This is a genomic window from Burkholderia ambifaria AMMD (genome assembly GCF_000203915.1).
GTDB lineage: Bacteria > Pseudomonadota > Gammaproteobacteria > Burkholderiales > Burkholderiaceae > Burkholderia > Burkholderia ambifaria.
The window spans coordinates 1503770-1518006 of sequence record NC_008390.1 but is presented as its reverse complement, the minus strand read 5'-3'; the positions used below and the strand labels follow the sequence as shown (position 1 = coordinate 1518006).

The 14237-nt window shown below is 65.3% G+C and carries 13 protein-coding genes, 1 tRNA gene and 1 pseudogene; 5 read left to right on the top strand and 10 right to left on the bottom strand.

What is annotated here, in order from left to right; all coding sequences use genetic code 11:
* Nucleotides 1–40 precede the first annotated feature (40 nt).
* The 6 genes from nusA to BAMB_RS06965 form a co-directional block, all read right to left on the bottom strand.
* Nucleotides 41–1516 (bottom strand): transcription termination factor NusA, encoded by a 1476-nt coding sequence (gene nusA / locus BAMB_RS06990; RefSeq protein ID WP_006752290.1) that lies wholly within the window; start codon nt 1514–1516, stop codon nt 41–43.
* Nucleotides 1516–1974, bottom strand: coding sequence for a ribosome maturation factor RimP (gene rimP, locus BAMB_RS06985; RefSeq protein ID WP_006752291.1), 459 nt, complete (start codon nt 1972–1974; stop codon nt 1516–1518). The genes nusA and rimP overlap by 1 nt, the downstream gene beginning before the upstream one ends.
* Nucleotides 1975–2390: 416 nt before the next feature.
* Nucleotides 2391–4109 carry a 23S rRNA pseudouridine(2605) synthase RluB gene (gene rluB, locus BAMB_RS06980; protein ID WP_011656688.1) on the bottom strand — a complete coding sequence of 573 codons (1719 nt, stop codon included), beginning with the start codon at nt 4107–4109 and terminating at the stop codon, nt 2391–2393.
* A gap of 60 nt (nt 4110–4169) precedes the next feature.
* Nucleotides 4170–5192 carry an SMC-Scp complex subunit ScpB gene (scpB, locus tag BAMB_RS06975; protein ID WP_011656687.1) on the bottom strand — a complete coding sequence of 341 codons (1023 nt, stop codon included), beginning with the start codon at nt 5190–5192 and terminating at the stop codon, nt 4170–4172.
* 271 nt (nt 5193–5463) lie between these two features.
* Nucleotides 5464–6666, bottom strand: coding sequence for a pyridoxal phosphate-dependent aminotransferase (locus tag BAMB_RS06970; RefSeq protein WP_011656686.1), 1203 nt, complete (start codon nt 6664–6666; stop codon nt 5464–5466).
* Nucleotides 6667–6730: 64 nt separating this feature from the next.
* Complete coding sequence (locus BAMB_RS06965; RefSeq protein ID WP_011656685.1) at nt 6731–7633, bottom strand: LysR family transcriptional regulator; 903 nt, start codon at nt 7631–7633, stop codon at nt 6731–6733.
* Between the two features lie 432 nt (nt 7634–8065).
* Here BAMB_RS06965 and BAMB_RS06960 point away from each other — a divergent pair.
* Together BAMB_RS06960 and BAMB_RS06955 are read left to right on the top strand one after the other, a co-directional pair.
* A pseudogene (locus BAMB_RS06960) lies at nt 8066–8461 on the top strand (transposase); the annotation flags it as partial.
* 202 nt (nt 8462–8663) lie between these two features.
* The gene (locus BAMB_RS06955) at nt 8664–8915 is read left to right on the top strand and encodes a hypothetical protein (RefSeq protein ID WP_011656684.1); all 252 of its coding nucleotides are present in this window, start codon (nt 8664–8666) and stop codon (nt 8913–8915) included.
* A gap of 189 nt (nt 8916–9104) precedes the next feature.
* Here BAMB_RS06955 and BAMB_RS06950 read toward each other — a convergent pair whose 3' ends face one another.
* Nucleotides 9105–9422, bottom strand: coding sequence for a hypothetical protein (locus tag BAMB_RS06950; RefSeq protein WP_006754206.1), 318 nt, complete (start codon nt 9420–9422; stop codon nt 9105–9107).
* 199 nt (nt 9423–9621) lie between these two features.
* Between BAMB_RS06950 and BAMB_RS06945 the strand changes: the two genes are divergently transcribed.
* The 3 genes from BAMB_RS06945 to BAMB_RS06935 all read left to right on the top strand — a co-directional run bounded on the left by BAMB_RS06945 (nt 9622) and on the right by BAMB_RS06935 (nt 11185).
* Nucleotides 9622–10296, top strand: a complete 675-nt coding sequence (locus BAMB_RS06945; RefSeq protein ID WP_011656683.1) for a YdcF family protein — start codon at nt 9622–9624, stop codon at nt 10294–10296.
* Nucleotides 10297–10518: 222 nt separating this feature from the next.
* Entirely contained in the window at nt 10519–10791 is a 273-nt protein-coding gene (locus BAMB_RS06940) for a hypothetical protein (protein ID WP_011656682.1), read from the top strand.
* Between the two features lie 136 nt (nt 10792–10927).
* Entirely contained in the window at nt 10928–11185 is a 258-nt protein-coding gene (locus BAMB_RS06935; protein WP_006758856.1) for a hypothetical protein, read from the top strand.
* Between the two features lie 658 nt (nt 11186–11843).
* Here BAMB_RS06935 and bamC read toward each other — a convergent pair.
* The 3 genes from bamC to BAMB_RS06920 all read right to left on the bottom strand — a co-directional run bounded on the left by bamC (nt 11844) and on the right by BAMB_RS06920 (nt 14156).
* A complete protein-coding gene (bamC, locus tag BAMB_RS06930) occupies nt 11844–13052 on the bottom strand; it encodes an outer membrane protein assembly factor BamC (RefSeq protein WP_011656681.1) in 1209 nt (402 codons plus the stop codon).
* Between the two features lie 141 nt (nt 13053–13193).
* Nucleotides 13194–13270: transfer RNA gene (locus BAMB_RS06925), tRNA-Pro, on the bottom strand.
* Nucleotides 13271–13442: 172 nt separating this feature from the next.
* Nucleotides 13443–14156, bottom strand: coding sequence for a class I SAM-dependent methyltransferase (locus BAMB_RS06920; RefSeq protein ID WP_011656680.1), 714 nt, complete (start codon nt 14154–14156; stop codon nt 13443–13445).
* Nucleotides 14157–14237 lie beyond the last annotated feature (81 nt).

Sequence of the window (14237 nt, the reverse complement as noted above, 5' to 3'; positions counted from 1 at the left end):
CCATACGGCCGCCATCAAATCAGTGCGCCATGGTCATTTCTCACTGGAACCAGTGTTCACGTGCTTTCATGATCAACGCCTTAGCGGCATCCTCTTCCATCCCGGTCATATCGACCAGTTCATCCACAGCCAGCTCGGCGAGATCGTCCCGCGTCTGCATGCCGTGTTCGGCCAGCTTTGCGAGCAACTCCGGCGTGACGCCGTCGAGGCCCTTCAAATCCAGCGCTGCGTTTTCGACCTTTTCTTCGTTGGCGATCGCCATCGTCAACAGTGCGTCGCGTGCGCGGTTGCGCAGCTCGTGCACGGTGTCCTCGTCGAATGCCTCGATTTCGAGCATTTCGTTGAGCGGCACGTAAGCGATCTCTTCGAGGCTCGTGAAGCCTTCGTCGATCAGGATATCGGCAACTTCTTCGTCGACGTCGAGACGCGCCATGAAGAGCGCACGCAGTCGATCGCGCTCTTCACCCTGCTTCAGGGCGGATTCGTCCGGCGTCATGATGTTGATCTGCCAGCCGGTCAGTTCGCCGGCAAGGCGAACGTTCTGACCGCTGCGGCCGATCGCGACAGCCAGCTCGTTCTCGTCGACGACGACGTCCATCGAGTGCTTTTCTTCATCGACGACGATCGACTGGACGGCTGCCGGCGCGAGCGCGCCGATCACGAACTGGGCGGGATCCTCGGACCATAGCACGATGTCGATGTTTTCGCCACCAAGCTCGTTGCGCACGGCCTGCACGCGGGAGCCGCGGATGCCGACGCAGGTACCGATCGGATCGATCCGCTTGTCGTAGGCGATCACGCCGATCTTCGCGCGCACGCCCGGATCGCGAGCGGCTGCCTTGATCTCGAGCAGGCCCTGCTCGATTTCCGGCACTTCCATCTCGAACAGCTTCATCAGGAACTCGGGCGCCGTGCGCGAGAGTTCGATCTGCGGACCGCGCGCGGTGCGGTCGACCTTCGCGATGTACGCACGCACGCGGTCGCCCACGCGCAGGTTTTCCTTCGGAATCAGCTGGTCGCGGCGCAGCAGCGCTTCGACACGGCCCGATTCGACGATGAAGTTGCCCTTGTCGAGGCGCTTCACCGTGCCCGTCATGATCTTTTCGCCGCGCTCGAGGTAGTCGTTCAGGATCTGCTCGCGCTCGGCATCGCGCACCTTCTGCAGGATCACCTGCTTGGCGGCCTGCGCGCCGATACGGCCGAACTCGATCGACGGCACCGGCTCCTCGACGAATTCGCCGACTTCGACGTCGGGGTTCTGCTCACGCGCTTCGAACAGCAGGATCTCGCGATCCGGCTCCTGCAAGCCTGCCTCGTCAGGGACGACGAGCCAGCGACGGAAGGTTTCGTGCTCGCCGCTTTCGCGATCGATATGGACGCGGATTTCGGCGCCTTCGTCGAACAGCTTCTTGGAAGCGGACGCGAGCGCAGCCTCGAGGGCGCCCAGCACCACATCCTTGTCGACGTTTTTCTCGCGCGCCAGCGCATCCACCAGCATCAACACTTCGCGACTCATTATTTGCGGCTCCTAAAGTCAACTTGCGGAATCAGGCGGGCTTTGTCGATGTCTGCCAGCGTGAAATCCAGCATGGCCGCCTCGCCCTTCTTCCCCTCAAATTCCAAACCGATCGTTTCGCCATTCGGCGCGTGCAGAATGCCGCGGTACGTCTTGCGCCCGTCCAGCGGCTTTTTCAAGGTCACGGAAACTTCGCTGCCGGCGAAGCGCTCGAAGTCGGCCAGTTTCTTCAACGGGCGGTCGAGCCCCGGAGACGAGACTTCGAGCCGTTCGTAATCGATGTTTTCGACCGTCAAGACGTGCTGGAGCTGACGCGTGACCTTTTCGCAATCTTCGAGCGAGATGCCGGCAAGCTGATCGATATAGATGCAAAGCATGCCGCGCCCGGTGCGCTCGAGATCCACCAGCTCGTAGCCGAGCCCGGTGACCGTGGTTTCTATCAGTTCCGTCAGTTGCACAGTGTCCTCTCAGGTGTTCGCGCCCGCCGCTCGCGATTACACCCGCGGGCGCGCGCCTTAGCCGGCGCAGGAAGCGCTACCCGAGATGCCTAACCGTTTCAGCAAAAAAAAATGGGCGGAACGCCCATCTTCTTACTGGTGGTCGCACCTGAGCCGCACATTGAATCCGTACGCCCAGCGACTCTGCGATTATAGCGTTTTTTGGCGCAAACGCCAAGCTAGCCGGTAAATGCAGCGCCCAGCCCGCATTTACCGACCAAAAATGCGAAACCGGACTGTCCGACCAGGCACAATCCGGCAGCGCAATATATATACAGTCGAAAGCAAGTCACGCAGCGCGCGGTGCCGACCCAACCGGATTCACGCCGATTTCGCCGGCGCGCCGGCGGCTTCACGCCGCCGTCCGCCGGAAACGTTCAGCGACCGCGCGAGCGATTGCGCTGCGGGCGCTGACCGCCGCGTGCACCACCACCGGTGTTGCCGCCGCCTTCGGCGCGATTGCCGTTCGGGTTGCGGTTACCGCCGCCCTTGCTGCCGCCACGCTTGGCGCCCGCGCCGCCTTCACGCTTGGGACCCGCGCCATACGACGCGCGATTGCCGTCGACATCGCGACCGCCACCCGAGCGGTTGCCATGGCCCGACGGCGAAACCGGCAGGCTGCCGTAGCCGCTCAGGCCCGGCAGGCCGGGGCCGCCGCGCCGACCGCCACCGCGACGCGGCTGGTCGAGTTGACCATGCGTGGTCAGCACCGGCTCACGGCTGATGAAGCCCATCGACGTCTGCATCGGATCCGGCTGGCGGCGCTCGGCCGGCCCACTGCCACCGCGCTTGCCCTTTTCCTCGGACGGCGCCTTCAGGCCGACGGTCGCCATCAGCTTGCGCACCTGCGCCTCGTCGAGCTCTTCCCAACGGCCGCGCTTCAGGCCGCGCGGCAGCGGGATCGGACCGTGGCGCGTACGGATCAGGCGGCTCACCATCAGGCCGGCCGCTTCGAACATACGGCGCACTTCGCGGTTGCGGCCTTCGGCCAGCGCAACGTGATACCAGTGGTTCGTGCCTTCGCCGCCGCCGTCGCGGATGCGCAGGAAGTTCGCCGGGCCGTCATCGAGCTCGACGCCATGCAGCAGCTTCTGCCGCATGCCTTCGGACAGCTCGCCGACGACACGCACCGCATACTCGCGCTCGACGCTATAACGCGGATGCATGAAGCGGTTCGCGAGATCGCCGGACGTGGTCAGCATCAGCAGACCTTCGGTGTTGAAGTCGAGGCGGCCCACCGCGAGCCATTTCGCCGTCTTCATCGGCGGCAGGCGATCGAACACCGACGGACGACCTTCCGGATCCGCATGGCTGACGATCTCGCCCGTCGGCTTGTGGTACAGCAGCACGCGCGGCGGCTTGTTCGGCAGCTTGCGCTTGACCGGCTTGCCATTGATGCGGACCTGGTCGGTCGGCATGATGCGCTGGCCGATGTGCGCGGGCTCACCGTTCACCGACACGCGGCCGGCGACGATCAGCTCTTCCATTTCGCGGCGCGAGCCCATGCCGGCTTCCGCGAGCACCTTGTGAAGCTTCGGTGCGTCGTCGTCCGGCGACAGCACGCGCTTGTTCGTCGGCTGCGCACGACCGCGCCGCAGCATCGGTGCACGCACGCCGCTGCCGCCCGCGGAGTTGTCCGCGTCGAAGGCCGGCGACGTCACATAGGCGAACAGATCGTCCTGCGACGCTGCATCGCCTTCGACCTTCGCCGCGCCGCCCTCGGCTTTCGCCGGGCTGCCACGCCGCCCCTGGCCGCCTTGTCCGCCCTGCGCACTCTTGGGTGCACCTTCACGCTTGGCGGCCGGCTTGCGGCCGCCCCTGGCCGCGCCTTCCTTGCGCGGTGCGCGTGCGGGCTGCGCTTCGGCGGCCTCGGCCGGCGGCGCGTCTGCGCCTTCGCCGTCCTGCGACTCGCCCTCGGCGCCCTTCGACTTGGCCGCCGCGCGGCGACGCGCGATCAGGCTGCGCGGACCGCGCCGCAGGCCGCGGCGGGGACGCTCGTCACCACCCGCGGCCGGAGCGTCCTGCTCCGGCGCATCGTCGGCACGCGCGGCCTGTGCGGCAGGCGCGGACGATTCAATATCGTGGATATCTGTCAAAACAACCTCAAAATGTCAGGTCTCGCGCCCGGCGCGGGCGCGGCAAGAAGTCGGCCGCGATCAGGCGCGGCGCTGTTCGGGTTCTGCTTCGTCGTCCGGCAGCGCGTCGGCGCCGATGGGCGCACTGGCACTGCGTACGGCATCGGCAAGGCTGTCGGACGTATCGTCCAGCATCTCGCCATCCGCGGGACCGGATCGTGAGGCGCCGGCGTTTCCAGGCTCGCCCGGCATGTCGCCGAGCGCCTCCGCTCCGTCTCCGGCAACCGCGTCGGCGGCCGGCTTGCGATCTTCCTCGTTCCACTCCGCGCGCGGCGGCTCGGACTGCCCGCCGGCCGGCGCTGCTTCGGCGCCGCCCTGTTCGGTTTGAACGCGATCAGCTTCCAGCGTATCGCGGTTCGGTATTTCGTGCGTCGACGCGACGTCCGTCGCCGCGTCGCCCGGCAATTCGTCAGGCTGCGCGTGCGGTTCGTCGGCCGCCGCTTCGCCGGCTTCCGGCGCCGCTTCCAGCGCCGGCACGTCGCCGTCGAAGTCCATCGCCTGCTGCGCGAGCAGCGCGGCCTCGATGTTCGCGGCGGGCTCCTCGAGCGCGGGCAGGTCGTCGAGCGCCTTTAGGCCGAGATCGTCGAGGAACTGCTTGGTCGTCGCATACAGCGCCGGACGCCCCGGCACGTCGCGATGCCCGATCACCTCGATCCAGCCGCGGTCCTCGAGCTGCTTGACCACCTGCGTATTGACCGTGACGCCGCGAATCTCTTCGATGTCGCCGCGCGTGACGGGTTGCCGATACGCAATGATCGCGAGCGTTTCGAGCACCGCGCGCGAATATTTCGGCGGCTTCTCGGGATGCAGTCGATCCAGGTAGTGACGCATCGCCGGCTTGCTCTGAAAGCGCCATCCGGTTGCCAGCGCCACCAGTTCGACACCGCGGCCGGACCAATCCTGTTTCAGATCTTCGAGCAACGTGCGGACCGTGTCAGCCGACACGCCGTCGGCAAAGAGCTTGCGCAAATCGCCGAGCTTCAGCGGTTCCTGCGCGCAGATCAAAGCAGTCTCGAGGACGATCTTCGCCTCTTGGGTATTCATGCAGCTAGGCCAGACCCTGTGGTCAAACGAACCGGATCAAACAGACGAAAGTAACGGAAGACGCGCTCGCCCGATTCTGATCGGTCATATTGATGGGAGCACGAACCGGGGGCGGCGAACCAACTTCAAGCCAGGCCCAAACCGGACGGAACAGCACGGCTCAACGACGGAACCGCGTGACTGAGCGCCATATTACGCAAATTCGCCCGGTGCGTAAAGATGAGCCGAACGGCCCGCCGTTCCGCGGGCCCCGCGGCGCTCCGTCCCCGGTTCAGCGCGCGCCCGCGCCGTGCGCGAGGAAGCGGCGCAAGCGCTCGACGCCTGCATCGAGCCGCGCCGGATCGCATGCATAGCACCAGCGCACGAACCCTTCCCCCTCCGGGCCGAATGCGCGCCCCGGCGCCAGTCCGAGCCCTGTCTCACGCACCAGCGACTTGCAGAACGCGAGGCTGTCTTCGGCGCCCGGTAAGCGCAGGAACAGATACATCGCACCCGGCGGAGGCGGCACGTCGACGCCCGGCAGCGTGCGCAGCGCGGCAACGAGATGGTCACGCGCATCGCGCAGCGCCGCGACGAACGACTGCACGAACGGCTCGCCATCGCGCAGCGCGACTTCGCCTGCAGCCTGGATGAAACCGGGCGCGCATGACGTGTTGTATTCGACCAGCTTCGACAGATCGCCGATGACCGGCGCCGGCGCGACCAGCCATCCGAGCCGCCAGCCCGTCATCGCCCAAGCTTTCGAGAACGAATTCACGACGATCAGCCGCTCGTCGCGTGACGCGATGTCGAGGAACGACGGCGCGCCGGCCGCATCGAACGCGAGTCGTTCGTACACTTCGTCGGCGACCACCCAGATGCCGTGCCGTCGGCAATGCGCGAGCACGGCCTGCTGGTCGTCGCGGGACATCGTCCAGCCGGTCGGATTGTTCGGCGAATTGACGAACAGCATCCGCGTGTCGGGCGTCAGCGCCGCGAGCAGCCGGTCGACATCGAGCCGCCAGCCCGCATCGCCATGGCCGAGCGGCACGCATTCGACCTGTGCACCGAGGATCTTCGGGATTTCGACGAGGTTCGGCCAGAGCGGCGTGACCGCGACGACGCGATCGCCGGGACCGACCAGCAGTTGCGCGGCGAGCATCAGCGCGCTCACGCCCGAACTCGTCACGGCGACCGTATCGACCGGCGTCGCGCCGTGGCGCGCGCTCACGTAGGCCGCGATCGCGCGGCGCAGCGGGACGGTGCCGAGGTTCTGCGTATAGAAGGTTGCGCCGTCGCGCAGCGCCGCCGCGGCCGCGTCGCGAATGAATGCCGGCGTCACGCGATCGGATTCGCCGAACCAGAACGGCAGCACGTCGGGCACGTCGAAGCCGGCGTTCGCCACTTCCCTGATCAGCGACGGACGCAGCGCCTGGACTGCGCTGCGTGCCGCCGGCGCGCCCGTCGCCGGGCCGGCATCTGCGGAATGCGTCATCGAGAACTGCCCCCGTGGAACACGATCCGCGTAGTGTACCGGCGTGCGCGCCGGATCCGCACCGTCAGTCGAGGTCCTCCGCCCGCGCCGGCATCTGGCGCGCGAGCTCCCAGATCGCCTGCGCGGCGGGCGACAGCGACCGGTCGCGGCGGCGCACCAGTTCGACGGTGCGCTCGGTACGCGGCGTCAGCGGCCGTGCGACCAGCGTCGATCCTGCCGGCAGCGGCAGCGACAGCCACGGCTGCACGCTCACGCCGACCCCGGCCTCGACGAGCCCGAATACCGTCGCCGAATGCCCGAGTTCCTGCATGACCGTCGCATTCACCCGATGGGTGGCCAGCGCAGCGTCGATCAGCGGCCGGCTGCCGGACGCATGGTCGAGCAGCACGAGGCGCTCGCCGTCGAGTGCCGTCCACGGCACCTCGGGCCGCGCCGCAAGCGGATGATCGGCGCGCGCGACCAAACAGAACGAATCGGTCATCAACGGTTCGCACACGAGATCGGCCACGGTGAGCGGCCCGATGACGACGCCGAAATCGACCTCGCTCGACTTCACCTTGCGCAGCACGTCGCTCTGCACGTCGTCGCGCAAGCCAAGCGTGACGAACGGGAACTGGCGCTCGCACGACGCGACAACGCGCGGCATCAGCCGGCACGCGATCGTCGGGCTCGCGGCGACGATCACGCGCCCCCGCCGCTGCTCGCCGATCTCGCGAATCTCGCGCAGCGTGTCGTCGAGATCGTCGATCAGCCGGGACACGCTCGCGATCAGGTTTGCGCCGACATCGGTCAACTGCACGTCGCGCGTGGTCCGGTCGATCAGCTTCAGCCCGAGCTCCGTCTCGAGCTCGCGCACGCAACGGCTCACCGCGGACTGCGTGAGCCCGATCTCGTCGCCCGCGCGGCTGAAGCTCCTGAGCCGCGCTACCTCGATGAACACGCGAAGCTGGCGCAGCGTTACGTTCATCCCTTCACCTCATCAATCGTGGATACCGATGCGCGATTTTAATGCGCGAAACACGCTTCGATGTGCGAATCCGGCATCGACCACCCATGTTTCGCTGCGGTGCAATATTCGCGCGAACGCACGCGGTACGGGCGAATTGCACAAGATTGGTGATTGTCCCGATTTGCTGCCGGGTTATTTTGGCGTCTTATACGCCCCTAGCTGACTTAGCCGTTAGCCCGCTGCCAAGCGGCTCTCGAGGGAATCGCCTCCGACGTGGCACACATCGTGCTTTATCTGACGCACAGGGCGCAGGTTTTCGTCGGACGGGAAGGCAGAAACGCCGCTGCCGGCCAACCGGACGCCCCCACCCGGCACTCGACGTTCGAGTGCCTGAAGAGTGCGCGGCGCAGGGCAGCGCACCGGAGTTAGCTTCGCTGAGGTGAGGACATGATGCTGTTCGACGATTTGAGAGATAACGAGTGGGCGCTGGTCGAAGGTCTGTTTTGCTCGGAACCCGCACGAAGCGAACGGCGCGGCCGTCCCCGCGTGGAGGCCCGTTCCGTGGTCAATGCCGTGCTGTGGGTACTGTCGACGGGTGAAGGCTGGTCCAAACTGCCGGGCCGCTATCCGTCGCCGCCGACCTGCCGCCGTCGCTTCGACGAATGGCAGGCAGACGGTACGCTCGCCGAAATCGTCAAGCGACTCGGCACGAGCGGCCGCCAGATCTCGTTGCGCGGTCGCATCGGGGCAAGCGCGGCGAAGCCGCCTGCACCGCCGAGCCGCGACCGGCTGCGCGGCGCCTTCTGGACCAATCCGGAATCCTGGCGCGCCCCCGTGAAGATGGCGTAACGCATGCTCGATCGGGCGGCTTCGGCCGCCCGGTTTCTTTCAGCGCCCCGTTCATTGCGCGGCGCTCGCGTCGTCGTCGATCCCCGCTGTCGTGCTGCGATACATCTCTTTACTATTATTTACAGCAAACCTGCACTCCCGCGCTTACCTTAGCGTCATATCAACAAGCTGCGCCGGCGGCTTGAAGGGAGCCCCCGCCATGAAACCAATGTCACTGCTCGTCGCATGCGGCATTGTCATTTCACTGGCGCTGACCGCCCCCGCTCGCGCCGATGATCGCGGCAAGCAGCCTCACCGCCAGCAAGAACACCGGAATTCCCTTCGCCAGCAACCGCCCGCCACGGCGTCCAATCGGCAGACCGTGCCGCGCGGCGACTTGCGCGGCGACATCGCCAGCAACGCACGCGCGCGCATCGGCTCGCAGCCGACCGAGCTGCCGCGCCATCCGTAGCCCGGCAACCTGCAGGTTTTCGTCAAAGAAAATTCCCCGATTCGGGAACTGCTCGATATGCGACGAGTCACATTCGTTGCCATGAGCACAGCGTGGCAACAGCAAAAGTATCCGGTACGCCCGTATCCTCGCGATACGGGCTTTTTTTCGGCGTGTCGCGCAGGGCTGCGCGAGGACAGGCGCGCGCCGCTACAGGCGGCTTTCGAGAATCGCCACGGCGCTGGCTTCGCTCAATGCGTAGTCGTCCATGCGGCGATCGGTCCAGGAAAGTAATTTCTCGTCGCGCTCGAGGCGCGCGCATTCGGCTCGACCGTTGTCGGTCAGCACCGCGATGTCGACCGGCGCATGAAAACCCGGTGCGGGCGCAACGGTCTTCTGCCTGACCGTGTCCATCAGTCCTAGCGACCGGAGATACTCGAACACGCCCGGGCGGCGCGCCCACGGTACCTGGCGGTACTGCACTCGTCTCAATGCGTCGAGCACCGCTTCGTTGGAATACGTGGCCATCTCGATTCTTTCTTAAAGTGCAGCGACAATGCGAAGCGGCGTGCCGGGCGGGAGCTCCGCCCGCCGATACCGCCACCGATTCTGGAGGCCGACGTTCGACGTCGCGTTAGGGCCAGATCGTCAGCCGTCCATAAAAAGACACCATACCCCAATCAAATTGATTCTGTTCGATTCGTTTGTACTTCTCTTCATCTGTTTCATGCTCTGCCGCAAGCGGCGGCGACAGATCGCGATCGCCGGCGCCGCGGTGTTCTGGCTGCTCGCGACCGGCTGGCTCGCGGCGCCGCTCATCGCGTGGACCGAGGCCGGTGTGACGCCGGTCGAGCACCCCGCCATGCACGGCCGGACCACGCTGATCACGCTCGGCATCGGCACGCGGCGCGGCGAAACCGGCCTGCAGGCGCCGCCCGACGGCGAAGCGCGCATCCGCACGACCGCCGCGCTCTATCGCACGTGCGTGCAGCAGGCCACCCGCTGCACCGTGGTGATGTCGGGCGGCGACCCGCAACATCACGGCGAAACCGAGGCGGCCGTCTACGGACGCCGGCTGGTGGCGGAAGGTGTCGCCCCCGGCGACCTCGTGCTCGAGCCGAACAGCCGTACGACCTACGAAAACGCGAAATTCACTGCTTCTATACTACGCTCACAACATGACGACACGCGCATTCTCGTCGCGTCGTCGTACCAGATGCGCCGCGCATTGCTCGACTTCCGCCACTTCGGCATCGATCCGCAGCCCGTTTATTCGAATCGCCGGCGCGCACAACTGGGCTGGCTGCCCCGCCGGGACAACCTGGAAAACGCGAACCGGGCATTGCACGAGCTGGTCGGCATCGCGCAATTTCACGTCTATCGATGGCTCGGCTGGTTCTGACGGCGCCCCGGGCGCCGGAGGCGAAAGCGACGGTATCGCCCCGGATGGCAGGCGCGTGACGGAACGCACGAAGTGTTGCGCGACTTCAACGGGGCCTTGCGCTGCGCCTCGATCCGGTGCACATTGATCCGTCACTTTTGTTACACTCGACACGCACTCGATTGCAGTCGCCAGACAAAACGGCAACATTCGGGTTCATCACCACTTAGCGGAGGTAAAGCAATGAAGAAGACGTCCCTGGCTATTCTGGTCGCGATGTCGGCGCTGACTGGCGCAGCGTATGCGCAAGAGAGCACGCAAATCCAGACCATCACCGATCCGGCAAAGATCGCCGAGATCGAGCAGCGCGCACAGGCACTGCAACAGCAGCAAGCAGCCGAGGCTGCACAGCCGGCGGCGCAGGAAGAGCATCACCACGTCAAGAAGGCGATGCATCACAAGGCAGCGAAGAAGGCCGCCAAGAAGGCGGCTCCGGCAGAAGCCGCCAGCCAGTAAGTTCGGCGGCACCGCACAAGCGAAAAGCCGAATCCGGGCAACCGGGTTCGGCTTTTTTGGTTGCGGCGCCCGCGCGTTGTGCTAAAGTCGCGCACCGAAATTTTCCACCCGTGCGCACCCCGGTGCGGAGGACAGCATGAGCAACATTCAACTCGACATCGAGTGGACCGAAGAAGCCACTCGCAAGATCAAGCAACTGATGCCGCGCGGCTCGACCGACGCGTTCCTCGCGCTGCCGCCGATCGAGTGCCTGCCGATGGAGGGCGACGTGCTTTTCCTCGGCCCGCAAGGCAAGCAGCAACCGTTCATCGTCGCCGAGCGCCAGTATCATCACGACGGCGATGCCGACTGGACGATCATCCTGATTCTCGACGTACCCAGCACGTCGCACTGACGGATCGCAGCGGCCGGCAATGCGTCCGGCCGCCTTGCCCAGCTCAAACGAACCTCCACAGCACGCGGATCCGGGAACGATCGATCCGTCCGCGACCGCTCCGCGGCAAGCCGGAATGTGCGGCGAATGCACATGTGCGGCCAATGCAGCCCCACCCTCCCAGCGCTCAACCAATACGAATCCCGCGGCCGGATCGGCATGCATTCGCTTTGCCGCCCCAAAAAAATTGCCCGCGCTTCAGAAGAAGCGCGGGCGAAACCGTCGCCCTACGAGGAAAGGCGACGGGGCCATCGGGATCCGCGCATCGCGCGGATCGTTATCGGTTTTGCGCCGGCGCTCGGAGCACCGGCATCTGAAGACATCGGTCGGACGGTCGAGACGCCGCCCGCTCTCTGACGCCACCCTCCCTGTCTTCACGACTCCACCTTATAAAGCAGTTTGTGTGCCAGGCACATTTGCTAAAGTACACCGTTGATCCATAAGGAGATTTTCTGCTGTCGTGACGATGTAACACCTGTCCTGCGGCCGTAACGCGCGGATGTTACGTAACGTCACGAGAAGAGACCGAACATCCCGCACACGCCGGCGCCAACGCGCGCGACAATGAAAAAAGCCCGCCGGAAGGCGGGCTTTTTCGAAGGCCGGGATCGTGCCGCGATCAGCGCAGCTGATTCACGAGCAGCCCCATGATTTGCCGGGCGGGCGTCGACGTATCGATCGCACCCGAATCGTCGACGACTGCGACGCGCGTCTGGTCGGACGACAGCGCCTTCACGTTGACGCGATACTGCTTTGCCTGCTTTTCCTTCTTGCCGTGGAACAGCTGGCTCCAGAAGCCCTGCTCGGCCGCGCTGATGTCCTTCGGATCGACATAACGCACGAAATACAGGCCCTTCGTGCGATCGCGATCGTCGACCGTGAAGTTCGCGCGATCGAGCGCGAGGCCGACGTGCAGCCACGAACGGTCGTACGGCTCGCCGAGCGTGACTTCGGACGGCACCGCAGCCGAGTCGACGTCGTTCGCTTGCGACGACGTACGCGCGACGTTCTGCGCGGCGATCGCCGCGGCGGCTGCCTTCGATGCGTCGGTGTCCGCCTTCTTGTCCTTCGGCACCGTGTTGTCGTTGATGTTCGCGATCGGCGGCTCGCCGTTCTTCGCGCGCTGCTCGTTCTGGGCGAGCACTGCCATCAGCCGCTTCAGGTATTCCGTCTCGAGCGCCGGATCGTTCGGCTTCGCTTCCCACTTGCTCGAATCGTTGTTCGCACCGGTGATCGCCTCGCGCATGCCCTTCTGGCTGATGAACACGTAAGTGCCGCCGTTCGGGGCCGAATCGAGGCGCGTGCGGTACTTGTTGCGCTCGGCCGTCACGTACGAGTTGCCCATCGCCTTCGTGATCACGCTACGGATCAGGCCGTCGTTGATCTGCGGATGGGTCTCGTTCCAGTCGGTTTCCATCACGCCCTTGTCGCGCTGGTCGACGACGAGCAGGAAGCCCTGCTCCTGCCAGAAGCGGCGAACCTGCGGCCAGATGTCGGCGGGCTTCTTGCCGTCGATCACGAGCCAGCTCTCGGTGCCGTCGCGCTGGATATGCATGCCGGACACGGCGGGCGCGACGGTGTCCAGCGCGGGTGCCGCGTGCTGGACCTGCTGAAGCGCAGACAGGGAAGTCGCGCCGCCCTGCGGCGGCAGCGAACGCTGATCGGCCGTCTCGTCAAGCATGTTGGGCGGCACTGCGAGCGACGCTTCCTTCGATTTCGAATCGCTCTTGTAGTCCACTTTCGTGGGCGACGACGTACCGCAACCGGCGACGAGCGCGCCAGTGGCGAGCACTGCAGCGAACCGCATGGTAAGACGAAGATCAGTCATGTTCGGGGAATCCTCTTCCGCTAAATCACGGCGCTTTCCGTGGATCAACCTTGCATTTTACCGGGGCCGCGCCGGGATGTGCAAAAAAGCGACGGCCAAGAAAAAACCCGCGTCAGCCTGAACTGACGCGGGTTCTTTATCTGGTCGGGGCGAGAGGATTTGAACCTCCGACCACCTGCACCCCATGCAGGTACGCTACCAGGCTGCGCTACGCCCCGAAAGAAAAAAATTATAACAGACAGTTCGCCGGTTTAGAACGGGTCGCATGCATTTTGTGAATGTTCCTGCGAAATTTTTTCGAGATGACGTGACACCACGTGGCGGCCTCGACGCGAGCGGCAATGCGCATCCTGCCTCGCCCCCGAACCGGCGATACGATCCGCCAGTTGCTCACCGCTTGCGCGCGACGCAGATGACCGTGAGGCCCGCCATCCGATTGAACCGGAACATCGGCAACTCGGCCCGGCAGATCAGCTTGAGCAAACCGTTGACGACCGGATGGTGCCGGCGCAATTGCGACGCCGGTTCACGCGGTTGCCGACGCGCGCGTTCGCTCAGCCGCATTGCCGCCGCGAGCGGAAACGTGAGGCCGAAGTAGTACGCGCCGTGCTCGACCTCCAGCCCCGCGCGACGCGCGACGTCTTCAAGACCGTCGAGCGTGTACCTGCGCTTGTGCTCGAGAAAATCGTCATGCGCGCTCCAGAGGAACTGAAACGCGGGAACCGTGATCAGGAACCGGCTGCCCTTGGGCGCACCCTCCACATATCGCGCAAGCAGCCCGACATCGTCATCGACGTGCTCGAGGACATCCATCAGCAACACGAGATCGGCATCGAATCGATCGACGGCGCGGCGAAAATGGACGGGCTTGCCGGCCGCCTCGCCGTCGGTATCGTCGGGGTAGCTCGTATCGACACACCACGCTTCGGTCGCCTGCGTGCGCTCGAGCAAATGCTTGGAAAAGAATCCCGAGCCCGCGCCGACGTCGAGGATCCGGCTCGCATCCGGCGAGCCCAGGAACCGACGGATCGCGCGCGCCTTCGACGCGTAGTACCAGTGATCGCCTACATCCGCTCCCAATACGTCGAGTTCCTTCAGATCCATGACGCCTCCCCCGTGTCGGCCACCATGCTGATCCATCCAGCCACTGATGCCGATCTTACCGCGCCTCGGCCGACGGACCCA

Bases quoted from the DNA above. Each gene is read 5' to 3' on its own strand.
- nusA (WP_006752290.1), bottom strand. From the start codon at position 1,516: ATGAGTCGCGAAGTGTTGATGCTGGTGGATGCGCTGGCGCGCGAGAAA.
- scpB (WP_011656687.1), bottom strand. From the start codon at position 5,192: ATGAATACCCAAGAGGCGAAGATCGTCCTCGAGACTGCTTTGATCTGC.
- BAMB_RS06970 (WP_011656686.1), bottom strand. From the start codon at position 6,666: ATGACGCATTCCGCAGATGCCGGCCCGGCGACGGGCGCGCCGGCGGCA.
- BAMB_RS06965 (WP_011656685.1), bottom strand. From the start codon at position 7,633: ATGAACGTAACGCTGCGCCAGCTTCGCGTGTTCATCGAGGTAGCGCGG.
- BAMB_RS06955 (WP_011656684.1), top strand. From the start codon at position 8,664: ATGAAACCAATGTCACTGCTCGTCGCATGCGGCATTGTCATTTCACTG.
- BAMB_RS06950 (WP_006754206.1), bottom strand. From the start codon at position 9,422: ATGGCCACGTATTCCAACGAAGCGGTGCTCGACGCATTGAGACGAGTG.
- BAMB_RS06945 (WP_011656683.1), top strand. From the start codon at position 9,622: ATGCTCTGCCGCAAGCGGCGGCGACAGATCGCGATCGCCGGCGCCGCG.
- BAMB_RS06940 (WP_011656682.1), top strand. From the start codon at position 10,519: ATGAAGAAGACGTCCCTGGCTATTCTGGTCGCGATGTCGGCGCTGACT.
- BAMB_RS06935 (WP_006758856.1), top strand. From the start codon at position 10,928: ATGAGCAACATTCAACTCGACATCGAGTGGACCGAAGAAGCCACTCGC.
- bamC (WP_011656681.1), bottom strand. From the start codon at position 13,052: ATGACTGATCTTCGTCTTACCATGCGGTTCGCTGCAGTGCTCGCCACT.
- BAMB_RS06920 (WP_011656680.1), bottom strand. From the start codon at position 14,156: ATGGATCTGAAGGAACTCGACGTATTGGGAGCGGATGTAGGCGATCAC.